The following is an 18,853-nucleotide window of genomic DNA, read 5'->3' on the forward strand; positions in this document are numbered from 1 at the left end:
ATCCCCGCCTACTGCCCCACCCGGAACTCAATCCGCCGATTCCTCGCCCGCCCCTCCGCCGTATCATTCGGCGCAATAGGCTGATCCGGCCCGACCCCCGTCGTCGTCATCTGCTGCGGCAGAATGCTCTTCGTAATCAGATACCCCTTCACAGCATCCGCGCGCGCCTGGCTCAGCGCGATGTTCGACGTCCGGTTCCCGGAATTGTCGGTATGCCCGATGATGTCGACCGTGCGGTTCTGCATCTTCGCGAGCGCGGCCGCCATCTGATCCAGAATCTGCTTGCCTTGCGGCGTCAGCGTCGCGCTGCCCGTCTCGAACTCGATGGTGCGATTCGCGAGCGTCTGGTCGAGCACGCCCTGTTCGGACGCCGACACGCGCAGCCCGTTCTTGATCGTATAGGTCGGGTTCAGCGTGTTCGCCATGTCGCTCGCGAGCTGCTGGCGTTGCGCTTCGTTGTGCACCTCGCCCTTCATCTCGATCTGCGTGCCGTTGATCTTCAGCTGCCCCTTGCTGATCTGCTTGAGCTGCGTGCCGAGCAGCTTCTGCACGTTCGCGCTCCAGTTCGGCGGCGTCGCGACGTCGCCGACCTCGATCTGGTCGACCACGCTCGCCGCGCCGTAGGTATCGCGCAGCTTCTGCAGCACGGCGGCCTTGGTTGCCTCGTCGGGTACCTTGCCGCCGACCACCACCTGGCCGGGCGCCGCGTTCGCGGGCGGCGGCGTGACGGTGCCGGCCGTGCCGTGCACCACCGTGCCGGACGCCGTGCCGGGGTTATTCACGGCAGAAGGCAGCGCAGCGGCCGCGACCGTCCCGTTGCCGACGGGCGTGACGGTCGCGCCGCCGGTGTTCTGCGCATAGGCCGCGCCGCTGCCGACGAGGCCGGCAGCGAGCACAGCGGCAACGAAGGGCGAGGAGGGGGAAAAGCGCGAGAAGCGCATGCGCCGGACCTGAATCGTGCGTGGCATCCCGTCAGCCTCCGATGAACGCTTCGCGGAATGCGTCAATGGCGACGCGCAGCGAGAGTTGCGGTTGGTCGAGGTAGCTGACGAGCTTGCTGATCTGCTGATCGTTTTGCGCATGGGCGTCGATCCATTCGGGATCGTCGATGTCGATGTTGTGGGCGGCGTAGGTTTGCGGATCGACGACGCTCAGCAGCGTCTTCGACGACGCGCCGTTGAAGCCGATGATCAGCCGTTCGCGCTCGGCGATCGTGCCGATGAAGATCGCGAGCTCGAAGTCGGCCTGCGCGACGAACGGCGCGATCAGTTCGAGCCAGAACGCGGCGACGAGGCTGCGATAGAACGGATCGACCGGCAGCGGCAGCGTGAGGCCGCGCTCGATGTGCGACGAGCCGCTCTGCATCACGGGGCGCAGCAGCGAGCCGAGCGCGAGCATCGCGCCGCGCAGCCGCACCGGATGGCCGCTTTCGAGCAGCATCTGCTGCAGGCCGTACAGCGACTGGTGTTCGACGAAGTCGTTGAAGGTGCCGTCATGCGACGTGCCGGGGCCGCCGACGTCGATCGGTACCTGCGTGTCGCCGAGCGCCTGCAGCGCGCCGGGCGGCTCTTCCTTCGCGAGCAGCGGCGGCATCTGCGCGGCGACGCGCGACCACAGCCGCGCGAACGCGAGCGGGCTGCGCGCAAGAAACGCGAGCGGGCGGTCGACCTCGAGCGCGGTCGCGCCGAGGAACGGGAAGCGGCGCATCGACACGTCGTGGCTCGCGACCATGTGTCCCGCGATCGCGAGCTTGCTGCGCGAGCCGAGGAACGCGAAGTGCATCGGCTTCGCATCCTCGTAGACGATCTTCCAGCGCGGATCCTCCGCGAGCAGTTCGAGCGCCTGCGCGATCCAGCGATCGAGCGTCTGCAGCAGCTGCGGATTGTGCGCGCTCTTCACGAAGTCGCCGCGCGACGGAATCTTGCCGAAGTAGGCGATCTGCGCCTGAACGGTTTGCGTCATTGCGCCCCCTGTGCGTTCGTTGCGGTGGCGGCCGCGACGGCCGGTGCCGGTGCCGCGGCCGGCGTACCCGTGCCGGCCTGCGTCGCGTTCAGCGCGGCGCCCGCGCTCGCGTCGGCGACCGACGACGGCAGCTGCAGGCCGCGCAGGCTCTGCTGCTGCGGTTGATCGCCGCCGCCGCCGGTCGGCTGCGACGTGCTGATGATGCGCATCGTCACCGACACGTTCACGCTGCCCTGGATCCACGTGAGGTCGAAGGTACCGTCCGGGCGGCGCTTGCGCTGCGCCGAGTTGATCAGCTTCTCGAGACCGTAGCGGCCCGGCTCGTTGACGAGCTGCACGGTACGGCCGTCGAAAGTCGTCGCGGACAGCGTCGCGCCCGGCGAACCCTGCGGGTTCGGCCACACGAAGTTGATCCACTGCGGCGGCGTGTTGCGGTAGCGCAGCTGCTGGCCGTCGATCGCGATCGTGTACTCGGTCGTGCCCGTGCTCGGCTGCGGCAGGATCTGGAACACGGTCTGCGGTTCGGCCGCCGCGGCGGCGCCGCCAGCGGCGCCGCCGGCGAGCGGGGCGACCCAGCGCGCGAAGCCGTTCGTGAAGTCAGGCGTGAGACCGATGCCCATGTCGCCCCACGTGCGGGCCGCGAGCGTGTCGCCGCGGCGCACCGCGAGCGGGCCGAGCGTGGTGCCGACGAACTTCGCGATCGCACCGTCCGGACCGAACACCTGCGCGATTTCGCCGGCGCCGGCCTCGACCTTCGCGTTCGCCGCGAACGGGTACTTGGCCGCGAGCGAGCTCTGGAACGGCTGGTAGACCTGCGCGTTCCACACCTTGTTCACCTCGGCGCTGGCCGGCTGGATCACCACCGAGAACGCCTGCATCAGCGGACGCACCAGCAGCGGACGCAGCGACTTGCGTTGCGAATCGGTGAGGCCGGTCAGCATCTGCTCGTCGACGTACTTCAGCGAATCGGCGAGTTCCGAGCCGTTGCCGTCGAGCGTCTGCTGCATCAGCTGGCGCGCGCCGGGGCCCGGGTCGCCCTGGTTCTTGATCACGTTGAAGCGCGTGCGGACCTTCGACAGCGAGTCCATGTAGCCCTTGAGCATCGACGTGCCGTCGTGCGTCGCCACGATCCGCGCGAGCCCGATGAACTCCTGGCCGACCGGACCCATCGGCACCTCGGCCGGATTGCCGTTGATGTCGATGTTCGCGGCCGCCATCTGGCCGGCCTGCGAGCGCGTGAACAGTTGCTTGACCCAGTTCACGACGCCCGTCTGCGCCTTCTTGATCGCGACGTTCGCGAGCGACGGGTTGTCCCACGAGGTCTGGTCGTACGCGGTCTCGAGGATCTTGCGGATCGGCGAATCCTGCGGGTCGCCGAGGCGGTTCATCCCGTCGACGGCCTGGCCGAAGCTGCTGAAGCCCTGCACCGCGATGCCCTGCATGAACTTCTGCCAGTGCTGCGCGTACTCGGTCTTGTACATCCCGACGAGCGTCTTCTGGATCTGCTCGGGGCTGCCTTCCAGCGTCAGGTCGTCCTGCGTCGACGTGTTCAGCACCCAGTCCTTCGCCTGCAGTTCCTTGGTCGCCGCATCGCGGATCGCCGGCTGCACGTAGTCGAACCACGCCTCACGCGTGAACGTGCCCGGAATCGCATAGCTGCCGGCGACCAGCCCCTGGTTGCCGTCGCCGACGATGCGCGCGATGGTCATCGGCGCGAAGCGGGTCGACGCGCGCGCCTTGATTTCCTCGTAGACGCGCTGGCGGGCCGGCATCCCGCGCACGACGCGGCGCAGGTTCTCGCGGGTCTGGTCGACGAGCGCGAGGTTCGCGTCGATCATCGGCCAGTCGTCGTCGGTCACGCGCGACAGGTAGAACGAGATCATGCGCTCGGCGCTCTTGATCATCTCGTCGCGCGGCATGTTGCCGCGATTGGTCTCGAGCCAGCCGCGCCAGAAGCGGGCAAGCTGGTCGGTCAGGTGCGCCTGTTCGACGTGACGCTTGTCGGACAGCATCAGGTAGGTCTTGAGCGCGTTGTACGCATCCTGCACATTGGTCGGCGACGCGTCGCTGTACAGGCCACCCTGCGGTGCGGCAGCCGGTTGCGGCGCGGCGGCCGTCGCGGCGGACGCGCCTTGCGCGGCGCCGGCGAGCGGCGTGGCGCCCGGCGGGTTCGTCGACACGGGAATCGCGCCGCCCTGCACGGCGCCCGATTCGGGCGGGCGCGTCATCGGCACGAGCTGTTCGGGGTGCGCGTTCACGTCCTTCATGAACGACGCGAGGTTCTGCGAGACGGGCACCAGCAGGATCTGGCGCACGCCGTTGTAGTACTCGGTCAGCAGATGCTGCTCGAGCCGGTCACCCTGGTACAGGCCGAGCGACACCGACATCGGCTTGTCGCGGCGGAACTGCTCGAGCTGCTCGATCCGGTCTTCGAGGATGTCCATCGCCTGCAGGCGCGACTGCAGGTCGTTGCGGCCCTGCTGCATGCGCGTGACGTTGTCGAGGTCGGCCTGCACGTTCGCGACGAGCTGCTGGTTGCCGATCGTCGACCAGGTCCAGCCGCCGAGCGCGAGCGCGAGCGCCGCGACGAAGCCGAAGAAGGTCGCGTAGCGCAGCCGCGTCTTGGTCGGGCTCGCGAACTGGCGCACGGTCTGGCGATCCGCGAAGATCACCTTCGAGAACAGGTCGCGCAGGAAGAAGCCGTTCTTCGAGAACGCGCTGTGCGGCTTCGGCAGCGCGCTCGCATCGAGGCCGAAGCGGCTCGCGATGCGCTGCGCGGCCGCGCTGTTGGTTTCGCCTTCCTGCAGCGCGCTGGTGAAGTAGAAGCCGCGGAAGATCGGCTTGTACTGGAACGGGTTATTCTCGAACAGCGTCGCGAGGAACGCGCGCAGCGACGGCTTGATCGTCGAGAATTCGAGCGGGAAGCTCAGCTGGCCCGGCGACAGCTGGTTGCCGCGCGACAACGACAGCTGCGCGACGCTGATTTCCTTCAGCCCTTCGTAGAGTTCCTCGAAGTGCGTGTCGAACTGCGCCACGACGTCACGCTTGTCGTCGGGCTCGTAGGGCAGGGTGGCGCCCCACACGCGGTCGTACTCGTGCTTGTCGCTGCTGCTGAAGAATTCGGTGAAGCCGGTGATCAGGTCGGCCTTCGTGAACATCACGTAGACCGGCGCGAACACCTCGAGCTTTTCCGTCAGCTCCTGAACGCGCTGGCGGAGGTTTTTCGCGAGGTTGATCGCAAATTCGGGGCGGTTGCCGGTGAGTTCGGCGATGCTCGCGGTGACGATGATGCCGTTGATCGGCGCCTTCGGGCGGTAGCGCTTCAGCAGGCCGAGAAAGCCGAGCCATTCGCTGCGGTCTTCCTCGTGCACCGAATAGCGGCCGGCCGTGTCGAGCAGGATCCCTTCGGTCGTGAAGAACCAGTCGCAGTTACGCGTGCCGCCGATGCCGTGGATCACCGCGTTGTTCTTGTCCGCGAACGGGAACTGCAGGCCGGAGTTCAGCACCGCGCTGCTCTTGCCCGCGGCGGGGTTGCCGATCACGATGTACCACGGCAGTTCGTACAGCGCGGAGCCGCCCGACACCTGGCCGATCTTCGACGTCTTGATCGTCTTCACCGCATCGGACAGCCGGGTGCGCAGCACGTCGAGGTCGGCGGTCTTCGCGTCGGGCGCGAGTGCGGCTGCGGCCGGCGCGGCGATCTTGCCGGTTTCCGCCTGCTCTTCCAGCACCTGGCCGAGCTGCCGGTTCGCGCGCTTCACGCGCCAGCGGCGCCACAACGCGACGCCGAGCCACAGCACGAGGATCGCCGCGAACGCGATCGCCGCCCACAGGAGCGGCAGCTGCAGCATGTCGGCGACGATGAAGAGAATCGCCGCTAGCGCGACGATCCCGACAATCGAGAGCGTACGCGGATGAGTCAGCACGTTGAGGATGCGTTGCATAGGACGTTCAGGTTCCGGTGCGAATCAGTGAGGCGACGCAGGCGCGCCGAGCCGCCAGCGTGGCGCCGCGATGTGTCGCCATGCTGTCAAACGGGATGAAGGGGGCTGGCATCAATGCGCCCGCGGCATCGGAGACGGCGCGCGCAATAATGAAAGGACGCTGTGAGAATTAAAACGGAAGCGGCGGCCTGAAAAAATCGCGCAACGGAATGCCCGATCGATTGCGCCGCCCAAATCGTTTCCTGCCGGGTGATTAAAAAGCCCCATGCCGCCCTCATTATTTCTTGTTCGGCAGCCCTGACTAGCTGCCGCGTCCCAGTTTAAAACCGGGTTTATGGTATTCCACGTGTCCGAGATCCATCATTTTCCATCGGCCTCCCCAGGTCAGGCCGACCTGCTCGGCAACCTGTCCGTACAACTGGTAGCCGCGCATCGCCCAGGGATCTTTCTCGGAAATGACCAGCTTGCCGTCGCGCAAAAACGCGTTGTCGGCCGCGAGCCCGAACTGGTGATAACTCTGGAAGGCCGCCGCATTGGTCACGTTGGTGCCCATCTGCGCGAGTCGGTTCTGCCGTTCCGGGCTCCGATAACCTTCCAGCAGCGCCATTTCATAACCATATTGTTCGTGCATGATCTTGTAGACCAGCAGCAAACGCGTACGGAAATCGGGATCCAGCAGGTTCCAGTCGCGGCTCGCATCTCTCAGCGCAGGCCGCACCTGTTCGACTTCCTTCGTGGCAAAGACTTCCGGCGGCAACGGCGGGGGCGGGACGAGCTGCTCGCCCTGCAGCAGCGCGGCGATCTTCTCGTCCGGCACGCGCGCCGTGTCGTCGTATTGAAACAATTGCCGACCGCGTAACGCAATGGCCACCAATGGCGGCGTCGCAAGAATACCTGCCGACACCATAATCATCAAGCGCCGCCGAACCAGTAAATTTTGCACGTCGCTTAATGCGCCGCGCGTCGCGGTTGCCGATTTAACAATTTGACTGCGCGTGCGGGCGGCGCGATCGTTCGCACGGCGCGTCAGGCGGCCGTGAAACTGGGCGACGGATTCGAAAACGGTCGCGCGGATACCCGGTAAAAGCAACAGTGCCGCAACCGCGACGGCGAGGGCGAAATAGGCGACGAGTGCGACGGCAATCAACGAAATCCCCGGAAATTGGAATTGATTGTGTTTTGCAATGCTTGCTCTTAGAATCAGGCTGCTTTGAGAGGCCGGGCTATATTATCGCGGTTAATTAAACCAGGATTCAATGAGACGCTGAATGAGTGCGCCGGAAAATTCAAATTCGAAAACCCCGCCCAGCCTGCTGTCCGATACCAAACCGGCAGGCGCGGGCGGATCGCAGCAGTCGCGCATTCTCGCGAATCTGGAAGGACGTGTCACGCCGCCCGCCGAACCGCCGCGCCGTTCGCTGAAGGCGCCGATCGCGGCCGTCGTCGCGCTCGTGGTCGCCGTCGGCGGCTGGGGCGCATGGCGCTGGCAGCAGCAATCGGGTGAGCAGGCCGTCGTGGCCGCCGCGTCCGCGCAGGCACCGGCGAAGGCCCAGAGCGACAGCGGCGCCGCCGGGCAGGTCGTGCAGAACGCCGCGTCGGCGGCGCCCGCCGTGCAGACGGCGACGATCGTCGACGACGATTCCCCCCCGCGGTCCGTTGCGTCCGCATCGGGTGCATCAGGTGTGTCGGGTGCGGACGACAGCCGCTTGTCGCGCGCGCTCGCGAAGGGCGCCGACGATGCATCGGGCACGGCCACGGCAGGCGCAGCCACGGCAGGCGCCGTCGCGGCGACGGCCGCAGCCGCGGCGGCGACGAAAACCGCGAAGGCCGATGTCGCGAAGAGCGACAAGGTCGCCGCACGCAGCAAGGCCGATGCAAAGGCCGAAGCGAAGGCGGAGGCGCGCAGGCATCGAAAGGAACAGCAGGCGGAACTCGCGCAGGCGAAGAAGCGTCGCGAAGCGACGACTCGTACCGCGAGCGCGAAGGCGTCCGGGAAGGACGATCCGGATGCGGATCTGCTGGCCGCGCTCGTCGCACGCACGAAGCCGGCCGACAAGAAGACCGCCGCCCAGCAGGGGCAGGTCGTACCGACCAAGACGGCCGCGACGACGGGCGGTTCGCTCGCATCGCGCGTGAAGGATTGCTCGGCACGCGGGTTCTTCGAGGATCAGCTGTGCCGCTGGCGCGTCTGCGACGGCCACTGGGGCAAGGATCCGGCCTGCCCGACCGCCGCGCAGCCGGAGAACCGGCAGTAACCGGCGTCACGCCAACCCGCTCGTCGCACCTGCGCCGCCCATTGGGCGGCGCATTGTTTTTGGGGCCGCCCGACGCGCGGGCGGCCGTCTGTGACCGTGTCACGAGAGCGTCACGAGCGTCGGGCATACGTTTCCTTTCATTTCCCGGCGCGGCGCCGCGACGCGCGATGCGCGACGCAGTGCGCGCCGCACGACCTTCGACACGATGGACCTGATCGTACAGACTTACGGTGCCGATACGTCCGGCATGGTGTGCGGATTTCGCTTCGTCCCGGGCGGATCGGGCGCGATGCTCGACGCGGAGGCGGCCGCCGCGTGGCTGCGCACGTGCCGCAAGCACGATTCGACCGGCTCGGACGATTTCGTCTGGCTGCACTTCAACCTCGCGCACGGCGCGAGCGAGCGCTGGATGCGCACGCACCTCGGATTGCCCGACAGCTTCTTCGAATTCCTGCACGAAGGGTCGCGCTCGACCCGCATCGAGCAGGAGGACGGCGCGCTGCGCGCGATCGTCAACGACGTGATGTTCAATCTCGAGCTGACGCCGTCGGAAATCGCGACGCTGTTCGTCCACGTCGAGCGGCGCATCATGGTCACCGCGCGGCTCAAGCCGCTGCGCTCGGTCGACACGCTGCGCGCGTGCGTGCGCGACGGCGAGCGGTTCCGCTCGCCGGCCGAGCTGCTCGTGCATCTGCTGCACGACCAGGCCGACCTGCTGATCCAGATCATGCGGCGCACCAGCATCGACGTCGACCGCATCGAGGATCGCTTCCTGTCGCAACGGCTCACCTCGAACCGCATCGAGCTCGGTGCGATGCGCCGCACGCTGACGCGGCTGCAGCGCATGCTTGCGCCCGAGCCCGGTTCGATCTTCCGGCTGCTCGCGAAGCCGCCCGCGTGGCTGCACGCCGAGGATGTGCAGGAACTGCGCGAGTCGACCGAAGAGTTCTCGCTGGTGCTCGCCGATCTGTCGGGCCTCAACGAGCGGATCAAGCTGTTGCAGGAAGAGATCGGCTCGCGCCTCGACGAACAGAACAACCGCACGCTCTTCACGCTCACGCTCGTGACCGTGATCGCGCTGCCGATCAACATCGTCGCGGGCTTCTTCGGGATGAACGTCGGCGGCGTGCCGTTCTCGGAGAACAAGCACGGCTTCTGGCTGATGGTGCTGCTGGTCGCGGGCTTCACGGCGCTCGCCGCGTGGTGGGCGTTTCGCCGGCGCGAGGATCGCTAGCGGCATGCGCAAAAAAACGGGCCCCGCATGCGAGGCCCGTCGAAGGACGTGATGATTCGAACACCGGCCGGCGCCGCGTACCGCGCGGGGCCGGCCGGGGCACAACGTTACTGAACCAGCGTCTTGCGCGGCTTGAACATGCCCTGGTAGCGCAGCGACGGACGCTCCTTCGCCGTCGGCGCGATGCCGCCGAAGCTCGGCGTCTGACGCAGCTTCATCGCGGCCGGCGAAGCGACCGAGCCGATCGACGTCGAGCGCGAAGCCGGCGCGAGGTTGTTCGCGACGAGCAGCGCGGCCTCGCTCTTCAGGTTCGCGAGCAGCACCGGATCGACCGAGCTGTTGACCTGCGTGAGCAGGCCGCTCCACGCGGCGTCGCTGTAGTTCACGACGTAGTAGTCGAGACCGCTCGGATCCGCGACCACGCCCGTGCAACCGTCGATCCGCGTTTGCGTCTGCGTATCCTTCAGCGCGAGCGTCGTGTGTTTCGCGAGACCCTGGCCGTACGCGAGCGTGATCGGCACCGTCCACTGCAGGCCCGGATACGCGTTCTTGTTCGGGAACGGCTGCTGTTTCAGCGTGACGATCGTCTGGTTCTTCGTCATGTCGCACTGCGTGTCGAGCGAGATCAGCGGCACGCCCGTCTGACGCACGTAGCTGTCGCCGATCGGGCCGACCGGCTCACCGCTCGCCTTCGACAGCGCATCCCACAGGCGCTTCGGCGTGCCGTTGCCGAACGAGTAGTCGACGAGGTACTGCTGCAGGCCCTTGCGTAGCGTCTGCTCGCCGAGATAGTTCTCGAGCGTCTTCAGCACGTGGCCGCCCTTGTCGTACGTGAATGCGCTCGCGCTCAGCACGAAGTCGTTCGACGCCCAGTCGTTGAAGTTCGGCGCGACCGGGAACGCGTTCGGGCCGATGTCGCGATTGATCACGCGATACTTGTTCTTCACCTGGTCGAGCCAGCTGAACTCGTCGGGGAAGAACTGGATCGTCGTCTTCGTCTCGAAGAACGTCGCGAACGATTCGTTGAGCCACACGTTGTCCCACCAGTCGGCCGTGACGAGGTCGCCGAACCACTGGTGCGCGACTTCGTGCGTCAGCACCTCGTTACCGTAGCGCGACATCGGCTGGCCCGGCTGCGGCAGGATGTCGTCGGCGAACTCGAGGATCGACCCCCAGTTCTCCATCCCGCCGAAGTTCAGGTCCTTCTGCTCCTTGAACGCGTCGTTCGCGGCGACCGTGTCGAACTTCGTCAGCGGCAGCGGGATGCCCGTGTAGCGGTAGTAGAAGTCGAGCGCCTGCTTGGTGCGGTCCATTGCCGGCTTCGCCCAGTCGCTCATGCCCGGCGGCGTGAACACGCGCAGATGCAGGCCGCCCTTGCCGCCCGGCAGCGGGCTCGTGAAATTGTCCTCGTAGGTATCGAACATGCCGCCGCCGAAGAACAGCAGGTACGACGGCATCGGCGGGGTCTTCTCGAACTGCACGAGCTTGTAGCCGCCGCCGACGTTGGTGGACGGTTTCTCGGCCGCGTTCGACACGACGCGCCAGTTCTGCGGCACTTCGGCCGTCACTTCATAGGTCGGGCGGAAGGCCGGCTCGTCCCAGCCCGGGAACCACTGGCGCGACAGGTTGGTTTCGCCCTGCGTGAGGATCGCGCCGCTCGTCGTGCCGTCGGTGCCCTTCAGGTCGACGCGGAACACGCCTTCCGCGGCCGAGCAGCCCGGATACGGATCGTCGCCGCAGCTGCCGCCCGTCTTCGTCGCCGGATCGTCGTACGATTTGAAGTTGATGATGCCCGACCACTCCATGTGCAGCGAATAGTTGCCCGGCGCAATCGTGCCGGCCACGGGGCGCAGCTGGTAGAAGTCACCCTTGTCCTGCGGCGTCGCGATCAGCTGGATGTTGCCCGGCTGCAGCGTGATGCGGCCGTTCGTGAACTTGATCCGGTGGCCGGCGATCACGATGTTGTTGACCGGCTTGAGCACCTTGATCTCGACGTCGGCGCGTCCGTCGAACGCGTTCAGCGCGTCGTTCGGGCGGAACCACAGCCGGTAGTTCACGGGTACCACGGTGTCCGGCAGCTCGACAGGCGACACGCTCTTGTCGACATTGGATGCGTTCGGCGGCGCGTTGACGGCGGGCGACGAACTCGAGTGCGGCGCGCCGGCGGAGCTGAGTGCGGACGCCGAGCCTACGCCGCCGTCGTCGCCGCCGCACCCGGCGAGTGCGAGCGCGGCGACCAGCGGCAGATAACGCATCTTGTGAATGTTGATCGACATGACTGAAACCTCGATTGTTGAAAGAATCGTTCAGTGCTGCGAAAACGCCGGCAAAAGCAATCCCTCGCCGTTAATCAACAGCGACGAGAAATGGCAATGACGGATTATTCGAAAAGACGGCGGCCGACTACGTGAAGGTAATCATGGTTTACTGCCCCCTCTGTGTTTCCGGATGTCGGTTGATGTGCCGGTTCAAAATGGCCGGGCGCGCGTTGTACTGAATGGATTTCGCGCGCACGACACGGGGCCGCCCGCCCGGCGCGGGCGTGCACTCCCTTTGAACCGACGACCCACGGGGCCGGCCGTACCAGGCCGCAGGACGGAAGGACGGCGTGTCGCCGTTCCGTAAAATCGCCGTCATGCGGCTTGAAGGTTTGTCGGCCTGCTCGAAGGATGCGTAAATATACTTGATGGTTTTGGGTAAAGGAAACGAAAAAATTAGAAAGTGCTTCAATTGATTTGTTAGTGGGTCATTGAATTCCGGGAGGCATTAATTCACTCTCCGGTTAGTCCGCAATTTCCGTAGTTTTAATCTATTAACGATCTCGGCGATGTGCGGGAACTACGAATCAGGGCGTCTCGGTACAATGCATCGACGATCTGTCGATTCATTGCCGCAAGGAGGCCAGCCCATGCCACGAGCCCTGTTCCGTTTCGCGCCGCTGCGCACGCTGCTGCTGTTCGCCGCCGTGCTCGTGCTTGGCGGTTGCGCGGGCCTGATGCGCGAGCCCGTGAGCGTGTCCGTCGCCGGGCTCGACCCGCTCGTCGGAGAGGGCCTCGAGATGCGCTTCAACCTGAAGCTGCGCGTGCAGAACCCGACCGACACGCCGATCGAATACGACGGCGTGTCGGTCGCGCTCGACCTGAACGGCACGCAGTTCGCCAGCGGCGTCAGCGACCGCACGGGCGTCGTGCCGCGCTTCGGCGAGGCCGTGATCGAGGTGCCCGTTTCGGTATCGGCTTTCGCCGCCGCGCGGCAGGCGTGGAACCTGCCCGGCGCGGCGGCGAATGGCGAGCTGCCGTACGCGTTGCGCGGCCGGCTCGCAGGCGGCGTGCTTGGCACCGTGCATTTCAGCGATGCCGGCATGTTGCGCATGCCCGCAGCGCCAGGGTGGGGCGGGTAGTGCGCGAAGTCGCCAACATCGCCCACCGCGGCGTACGGTTGTCGGCAGGCGGCGCGGCGCCCGTTTTGCCGGGGCGAGCAAAGCGCGGTATGGTGTCGTCCGCGCGGTGAGTTTCCACCGCCTGTCTGAAGCCAACCGTAGCCGAGCTCGCGTGACCGATTTCCCCGTTTTCCACTGGACCGACGCCGACGGCGCCGAACATGCCGTGCGCTGGCGCTCCGAAGCCGGCGCGCAGCCGCCCAGGCGCGCCGTGCCCGCCGACGACCGCCTCACCGCCGACGCCGCGTATCGCCTCGCGTGCGAGGGCACCGCACTCGTCTGGCAGGGCGACTTCCAGAATGCGCGCCAGCTCGTGCAGGCGATGGCGCGCCGCGTCGAACGCAAGCCGAAGAAGGCGAAGGCCGCGATGGGCGTCGACGCATTCAACCTGCATCGTCTCGCGCAATCGCAGCGCGCACGCACACTCGGGATGCTGTTGATCCCGCTCGACGCCGACTACACGATCCCGCTGCGCCGCGCGCCCGACGTGCGCGCCGCGTGCGAGGAAGCGTACGGGCCGGGCGGCGGGCCGTCGGTCGTGTCGCTGCGCGAGCTGCTCGGCCTCGTCGGCGCGCACGAATGGCGCAAGAAGGGCGTGCCGATTCCGGCGCTCGGCGGCGCGCCGATCCATCCGCATTACGGCGTGTTCTCGCCGGTGCGCGGCGAATACGTCGAACTCGTCGCGCGCGCGCCGCTGCCGGCGACGTCGCTCGCGTTCGACATCGGCACGGGCACCGGCGTGCTCGCGGCCGTGCTCGCGTCGCGCGGCGTCGAGCGCATCGTCGCGACGGACCAGGATGCACGCGCGCTCGCGTGCGCCCGCGAGAACATCGCGCGGCTCGGTCATGCCGATCGTGTCGAAGTCGTCGAAGCCGACCTGTTCCCGGCCGGCCGCGCGCCGCTCGTCGTCTGCAACCCGCCGTGGGTGCCGGCGCGTCCGAGCGCGCCGATCGAATACGCGATCTACGATCCCGACAGCCGGATGCTGCGCGGCTTCCTCGCGGGGCTCGCCGACCATCTCGAGCCGGGCGGCGAAGGCTGGCTGATCCTGTCCGATTTCGCCGAGCATCTCGGCCTGCGCCCGCGCGACACGCTGCTGCAATGGATCGACGAAGCCGGTCTCGTCGTGCTCGGCCGCGACGATATCCGCCCCGCGCACCCGAAGTCGGCCGACGCGGACGATCCGCTGCACGCGGCACGCCGTGCCGAGCTCACGTCGCTCTGGCGGCTCGGCGCGCGGGCCTGATCGCGCATTTTCGGTAAACTGTCGCCATTCCTCACGAATTCCCGCCGCCGGGCCGTGGTCGACCGACCGTGGCCCGGCCGCGCTTCACGATGTCCAACAAGACCTACGAAATCCGTCCGGAGCAGTCCGTCGAGCTGCTGAAGGAACTGCATATCCTGACCCGCGACGGCAAGCTGAACCAGGACAGCCGCCGCAAGCTGAAGCAGGTCTATCACCTGTTCCAGTTCATCGAGCCGCTGCTCGCGAGCGTGCAGGCCGACAAGGGCAGCGTCACGCTCGTCGATCACGGCGCGGGCAAGTCGTATCTCGGCTTCATCCTGTACGACCTGTTCTTCAAGCAGCAGCCGGGGCACGGCACGCCGGCGTTCGCGTCGCACGTGTACGGGATCGAGACGCGCGAGGAGCTCGTCACGCGTTCCACGGAGCTCGCCGCGCGGCTCGGGTTCGGCGGGATGTCGTTCCTGAACCTGTCGGTCGCCGATTCGATCACGTCGCCGAAGCTGCCCGAAACCGTCGATGTCGTGACCGCGCTGCATGCATGTGACACGGCGACCGACGACGCGATCCGTTTCGCGCTCGCCAAGCGCGCGCAGCACATCGTGCTGGTGCCGTGCTGCCAGGCGGAAGTCGCGGGCGTGCTGCGCAAGAACAAGGGCAAGTCGCTCGCGAACGCGCTGACCGAAGTGTGGCGGCACCCGCTGCATACGCGCGAATTCGGCAGCCAGATCACCAACGTGCTGCGCTGCCTGCAGCTCGAGGCGCACGGCTACCAGGTCAGCGTGACCGAGCTGGTCGGCTGGGAGCATTCGATGAAGAACGAGCTGATCATCGCGCAGTACAAGAACCTGCCGCGCCGCAAGCCCAGCGAGCGGCTGAACGAGATCCTCGGGATGTTCGGGCTTGCCGAACTGAACGAGCGATTCTTCGTACCTGAAGCGGCCGGCGCGGCAGCTGAATCGGGCGCGGACTGAACCGATCGAGCGGATCGAACGAACCGAACGAACCGGCCGCGGCAAGCGCATCCGGCGGCCGAGCGCGCCGCGCGTCTGCCGCGCATTACCAGCCCGTCGCGCGACGCGTCAGACGTCGTCGCCCGGCCGGCGCATCCACTCGCGCCAGCCCTCGTGCCCGAGGCGGCGCAGCGTTTCCTGGTTTTTCTCGTAGATCGCGGACGCGTCCGGAAACGCGTCGACCGCGCGCGCGATGCTGTCCTCGCGCAGCAGGTGCAGGATCGGATACGGCGCGCGGTTCGTGTAGTTCTCGATGTCGTCGGCTTCGCTGCCTTCGAACCGGTATTCGGGATGGAAGCTCGCGATCTGCAGCACGCCATCGAGCCGCAGCTGCTGCACGAGCCGGTCGGCGAAGAACAACGCATCGTTGTAGTCGACGAAATCCGCGAACACGTGGGGATAGATCACGAGTGTCGTGTCGACCTGCTGCGGATCCGCCGCTTCGAGCGCGCGCAGCTCGGTTTCGAGATCGGCGAGCGCATCTTCCAGCGTCGTCGCTGCGCTGATCGCGTAGCGCACCTGTTCCTTCACATAAACGCTCTTCGCGAACGGGCACAAATTGAGCCCGATCACCGCGCGCGCGAGCCAGTGCCGCGTGGCGGCGAGGATGTCGTCGTGCGAGTCGGGGCGGGTGTCGGTCATGGCGAAGGCAGTCGGGCGAAGCGGCAGCGAGGGCCGCATTGTAGCGGTAGCGGCGGCGGAAGCAGGCACAGGCACGCCTGAATCCGGCGTGCGACGCCCGTCATGCGCACGCGGCCTCGATCAGCTGCGTGACCAGCGCGGGCGCGGTGCCGATCGGCGTTTCGCCGTGCCGGTAGGTCTGGCTGGCCGCGTAGATGCCTTCGACGACGAGCGCGAGCGCGTCGGCGAGCGCTTTCGGCTGGCGTGCGCCGGCGCCTTCGCACAGCTCGGCGAGCCGCTTCATCAGCTGCTCCTTGTTCTGCGCGACGCGCTCGCGCGCCGGATGCGACGCGTCCGGGAATTCGGCCGCGACGTTGACGAACGGGCAGCCGCGATAGTCCTTCTGCGTCGCACGGTCGGCCAGATCGACGAAATACTGGATCAATTGCGCCTTCGGCTGGCCCGGATGCTTCGCGACGCTCGAATCGAGGCGCTCGAAGAAGCACGCGTCCATCCGTTCCAGATACGCGAGGATCAACTCGTCCTTCGACGAGAACTGGCGGTACAGGCTCATCTTGTTGACGCCCGCGCGTTCCACGACCGCCTCGACGCCCACCGCGCGCACGCCTTCCTTGTAAAACAGCTCCTCGGCGGCGCGCAGCAGATGCTCCTGCGCGGCGGCCGCGGCGATCGGCTGCCGCGTGCGGCGTGCCGGCGGCTTGTTGGCGGCCTCGATGCCCGACATGATGACCCTCGACTGCGTGATGGATTGCTTGACATGTTACCGACTGGTCACTACGATCGCAACACACTTGTGACCGAGCGGTAACAATGCTGATCGGATCGACAGACAAATGCCAGGTGTCGGCCCGGGTCAGCCGATGCAGCGTGCGGCGGAGGTGGCCTGGTGGTGAGGCGGTTCAGGCGCGCGGGCGTCGGGCCGCCAACTGGAGAGCAACGACATGAACTGGGCAGTGACACGAATCAGCGGGCGGTTCCATTACGGATGGCTCGCGGCGGCGGTGGTTTTCCTGATCCTGCTGGCGGCAGCCGGCACGCGCGCGACGCCGAGCGTGCTGATGGTGCCGCTCGAGCGCGAGCTCGGGTGGAACCGCGCGGCGATTTCGCTGGCGATTTCGGTGAACATCGCGCTGTACGGGCTGACCGGCCCGTTCGCGGCGGCAGCGATGCAGCGCTTCGGGCTGCGGCCGACGATCCTGACCGCGCTGGTGACGATGAGCGCGGGCGTCGCACTGTCGTCGATGATGACGCAGAGCTGGCAGATGGTCGTGATCTGGGGCCTGATGGTCGGCTGCTCGACCGGCGTCGTGGCGTTGACGTTGTCGGCGACCTTCGTCACGCGCTGGTTTCATGCGCGACGCGGCCTGGTGATGGGCATCCTGACCGCGAGCACGGCTACCGGCCAGCTCGTATTCCTGCCGATGCTCGCGGCGATCGCGCAGCGCCATGGCTGGCGGCCGGTCGTGCTGGTCGTCGCGGTGGCGGCCGCGATCGTGATTCCGCTGGTCGCGTTCCTGCTGCCGGAGCGGCCGGCCGACGTGAAGCTGCGCCCGTACGGCGAGCCGGCCGATGCGCCGGCCGCGCCCGACGCGACGAAGGAGAACCCGCTCGCGGTCGCGTTCCGCACGCTGCTGATGGCGAGCCGCTCGCGCGATTTCTGGCTGCTGTTCTTCAGCTTCTTCATCTGCGGCGCGAGCACCAACGGCTATGTCGGCACGCACCTGATCGCGATGTGCAGCGACTACGGGATGACGGAAGTGCAGGGCGCGTCGCTGCTCGCCGCGATGGGCGTGTTCGACCTGTTCGGCACGACGCTGTCGGGCTGGCTGTCCGACCGCTACGATAACCGCGTGCTGCTGTTCTGGTACTACGGGCTGCGCGGACTGTCGCTGATCTACCTGCCGCATGCGTTCGGCATCGATTTCTTCGGGCTGCCGTTGTTCGCGATGTTCTACGGGCTCGACTGGATCGCGACCGTGCCGCCGACCGTGCGGCTCGCCACCGATGTGTTCGGCAAGGCCGCGGCGCCGGTGGTATTCGGCTGGATCGTCGCCGGCCACCAGCTCGGCGCGGCATTCGCGGCGCTCGGCGCCGGGCTGCTGCGCGCGAGCCTCGGCACCTACACGATCGCGTCGATGATCTCGGGCGGGCTCTGCATCGTCGGCGCGCTGATCGTGCTGCGGATCAACCGCGGCCCGTCGCGCGCGGCCGCGCAGGCCGCCTGAGCGCAACGGCGCCGGCCGACCCGTGCGCGGGTGCGGCCGGTCAATGCAGAATCGATGAATTGCATTGCGCGGGATGATCGGGCGCGTGACGGCGCAAGCGGTTATGCTTGCGGTTCGCCGGGGCGTTCGCACCCCTTCATCGATGTCAGCGAGGAACCGCATGTCTGTCAAACCTGCTCCCACCACTGTTTCGATTCACGACCTGATCGCGGGCCGCTGGAGCCCGCGCGCGTATTCGGACGAGCCGATCGGCGCCGCCGATCTGCACGCGGTGCTCGAAGCCGCGCGCTGGGCGCCGTCCGCGTACAACGCGCAACCGTGGCGCTTCATCGTGTTCGACCGCACGCAGGACGAAGCCGCATTCAAGCGCGCGTTCGCGACGCTGGTGCCGTTCAACCAGGGCTGGAACGCGCCCGCGCCGGTGCTGATCGCCGTGACCGCGCACACGCTCACGCCGAAGGGCGAGCCCGCGCCGACCGCGCTGTACGACGCCGGCGCGGCCGCGATGTCGCTGGTGCTGCAGGCGCACGCGCTGGGCCTCGCCGCGCACCAGATGAGCGGCTTCGACGCCAAGGCGTTCCGCGACGCGTTCGAGATCCCGGCCGACGTCGCCATTCCGGCCATCATCTCGCTCGGCCACTACGGCAACGTCGACAAGCTCGATCCGGTGCTGCGCGAACGCGAAAAGGCGCCGCGCACGCGTCACGCGCTCGGCGAAGTCGTCTATGCGGGTGCGTGGAAGAAGGGTTTCGACGCCGCTGCCTGATGGCCGCGAGTAGGCGGCGGCCGGCGTGCCTCGTGCACCCGTCCGCGCCTGTCGCCGGCGCACCGCCGGCGTGCCGGATCGCCGTCCCGGGCCGGTTGCGCGGCACTGGTGGCCGGCCCCGGTTGTGATC

General features: G+C 67.2%; 14 protein-coding genes. 7 read left to right on the forward strand and 7 right to left on the reverse strand.

Features of this window, described 5'->3' with window-relative positions:
• Positions 1 to 8: 8 nt before the first annotated feature.
• From C7H84_RS12675 to C7H84_RS12690, 4 genes are all read right to left on the reverse strand, one after another.
• A complete protein-coding gene (locus C7H84_RS12675) occupies positions 9 to 968 on the reverse strand; it encodes an OmpA family protein (protein WP_121859118.1) in 960 nt (319 codons plus the stop codon).
• Between the two features lie 4 nt (positions 969 to 972).
• Complete coding sequence (gene tagF, locus C7H84_RS12680) at positions 973 to 1,962, reverse strand: type VI secretion system-associated protein TagF (RefSeq protein WP_121859119.1); 990 nt, start codon at positions 1,960 to 1,962, stop codon at positions 973 to 975.
• Positions 1,959 to 5,906, reverse strand: coding sequence for a type VI secretion system membrane subunit TssM (gene tssM / locus C7H84_RS12685; RefSeq protein ID WP_121859120.1), 3,948 nt, complete (start codon positions 5,904 to 5,906; stop codon positions 1,959 to 1,961). Before tssM ends, tagF begins: the two co-directional genes overlap by 4 nt.
• Positions 5,907 to 6,207: 301 nt before the next feature.
• Positions 6,208 to 7,053, reverse strand: a complete 846-nt coding sequence (locus C7H84_RS12690) for a M15 family metallopeptidase (RefSeq protein ID WP_121859121.1) — start codon at positions 7,051 to 7,053, stop codon at positions 6,208 to 6,210.
• A gap of 121 nt (positions 7,054 to 7,174) precedes the next feature.
• On the opposite strand from C7H84_RS12690, the gene C7H84_RS12695 reads away from it, so the two are divergent.
• Entirely contained in the window at positions 7,175 to 8,161 is a 987-nt protein-coding gene (locus tag C7H84_RS12695) for a phage tail protein (protein ID WP_121859122.1), read from the forward strand.
• A gap of 205 nt (positions 8,162 to 8,366) precedes the next feature.
• Positions 8,367 to 9,395, forward strand: coding sequence for a transporter (locus C7H84_RS12700; protein WP_121859123.1), 1,029 nt, complete (start codon positions 8,367 to 8,369; stop codon positions 9,393 to 9,395).
• Between the two features lie 107 nt (positions 9,396 to 9,502).
• On the opposite strand, the gene C7H84_RS12705 is transcribed toward C7H84_RS12700, so the two are convergent.
• Positions 9,503 to 11,671 (reverse strand): M1 family metallopeptidase, encoded by a 2,169-nt coding sequence (locus C7H84_RS12705; protein WP_121859124.1) that lies wholly within the window; start codon positions 11,669 to 11,671, stop codon positions 9,503 to 9,505.
• 632 nt (positions 11,672 to 12,303) lie between these two features.
• On the opposite strand from C7H84_RS12705, the gene C7H84_RS12715 reads away from it, so the two are divergent.
• The 3 genes from C7H84_RS12715 to C7H84_RS12725 all read left to right on the forward strand — a co-directional run bounded on the left by C7H84_RS12715 (position 12,304) and on the right by C7H84_RS12725 (position 15,051).
• Positions 12,304 to 12,795: an LEA type 2 family protein gene (locus C7H84_RS12715; RefSeq protein WP_121859125.1), complete on the forward strand. Its 492-nt coding sequence runs from the start codon at positions 12,304 to 12,306 to the stop codon at positions 12,793 to 12,795.
• Positions 12,796 to 12,946: 151 nt separating this feature from the next.
• The gene (locus C7H84_RS12720; protein ID WP_121859126.1) at positions 12,947 to 14,080 is read left to right on the forward strand and encodes a class I SAM-dependent methyltransferase; all 1,134 of its coding nucleotides are present in this window, start codon (positions 12,947 to 12,949) and stop codon (positions 14,078 to 14,080) included.
• Between the two features lie 89 nt (positions 14,081 to 14,169).
• The gene (locus tag C7H84_RS12725; protein ID WP_121859167.1) at positions 14,170 to 15,051 is read left to right on the forward strand and encodes an SAM-dependent methyltransferase; all 882 of its coding nucleotides are present in this window, start codon (positions 14,170 to 14,172) and stop codon (positions 15,049 to 15,051) included.
• Between the two features lie 108 nt (positions 15,052 to 15,159).
• Here C7H84_RS12725 and C7H84_RS12730 read toward each other — a convergent pair whose 3' ends face one another.
• Together C7H84_RS12730 and C7H84_RS12735 are read right to left on the reverse strand one after the other, a co-directional pair.
• The gene (locus C7H84_RS12730) at positions 15,160 to 15,732 is read right to left on the reverse strand and encodes a DUF1415 domain-containing protein (protein ID WP_121859127.1); all 573 of its coding nucleotides are present in this window, start codon (positions 15,730 to 15,732) and stop codon (positions 15,160 to 15,162) included.
• A gap of 100 nt (positions 15,733 to 15,832) precedes the next feature.
• Positions 15,833 to 16,456, reverse strand: coding sequence for a TetR/AcrR family transcriptional regulator (locus C7H84_RS12735; RefSeq protein ID WP_121859128.1), 624 nt, complete (start codon positions 16,454 to 16,456; stop codon positions 15,833 to 15,835).
• 217 nt (positions 16,457 to 16,673) lie between these two features.
• Here C7H84_RS12735 and C7H84_RS12745 point away from each other — a divergent pair, with 217 nt between their 5' ends.
• Both C7H84_RS12745 and C7H84_RS12750 read left to right on the forward strand, forming a co-directional pair.
• Positions 16,674 to 17,957: an MFS transporter gene (locus tag C7H84_RS12745; RefSeq protein WP_121859168.1), complete on the forward strand. Its 1,284-nt coding sequence runs from the start codon at positions 16,674 to 16,676 to the stop codon at positions 17,955 to 17,957.
• 160 nt (positions 17,958 to 18,117) lie between these two features.
• On the forward strand, positions 18,118 to 18,723 hold the full coding sequence (locus tag C7H84_RS12750; RefSeq protein ID WP_121859129.1) for a nitroreductase family protein: 606 nt from the start codon (positions 18,118 to 18,120) through the stop codon (positions 18,721 to 18,723).
• The last annotated feature ends 130 nt before the right edge of the window (positions 18,724 to 18,853 follow it).

Origin of the sequence: Burkholderia sp. Nafp2/4-1b (assembly GCF_003635165.1) — a bacterium.
Lineage (GTDB): Bacteria > Pseudomonadota > Gammaproteobacteria > Burkholderiales > Burkholderiaceae > Burkholderia.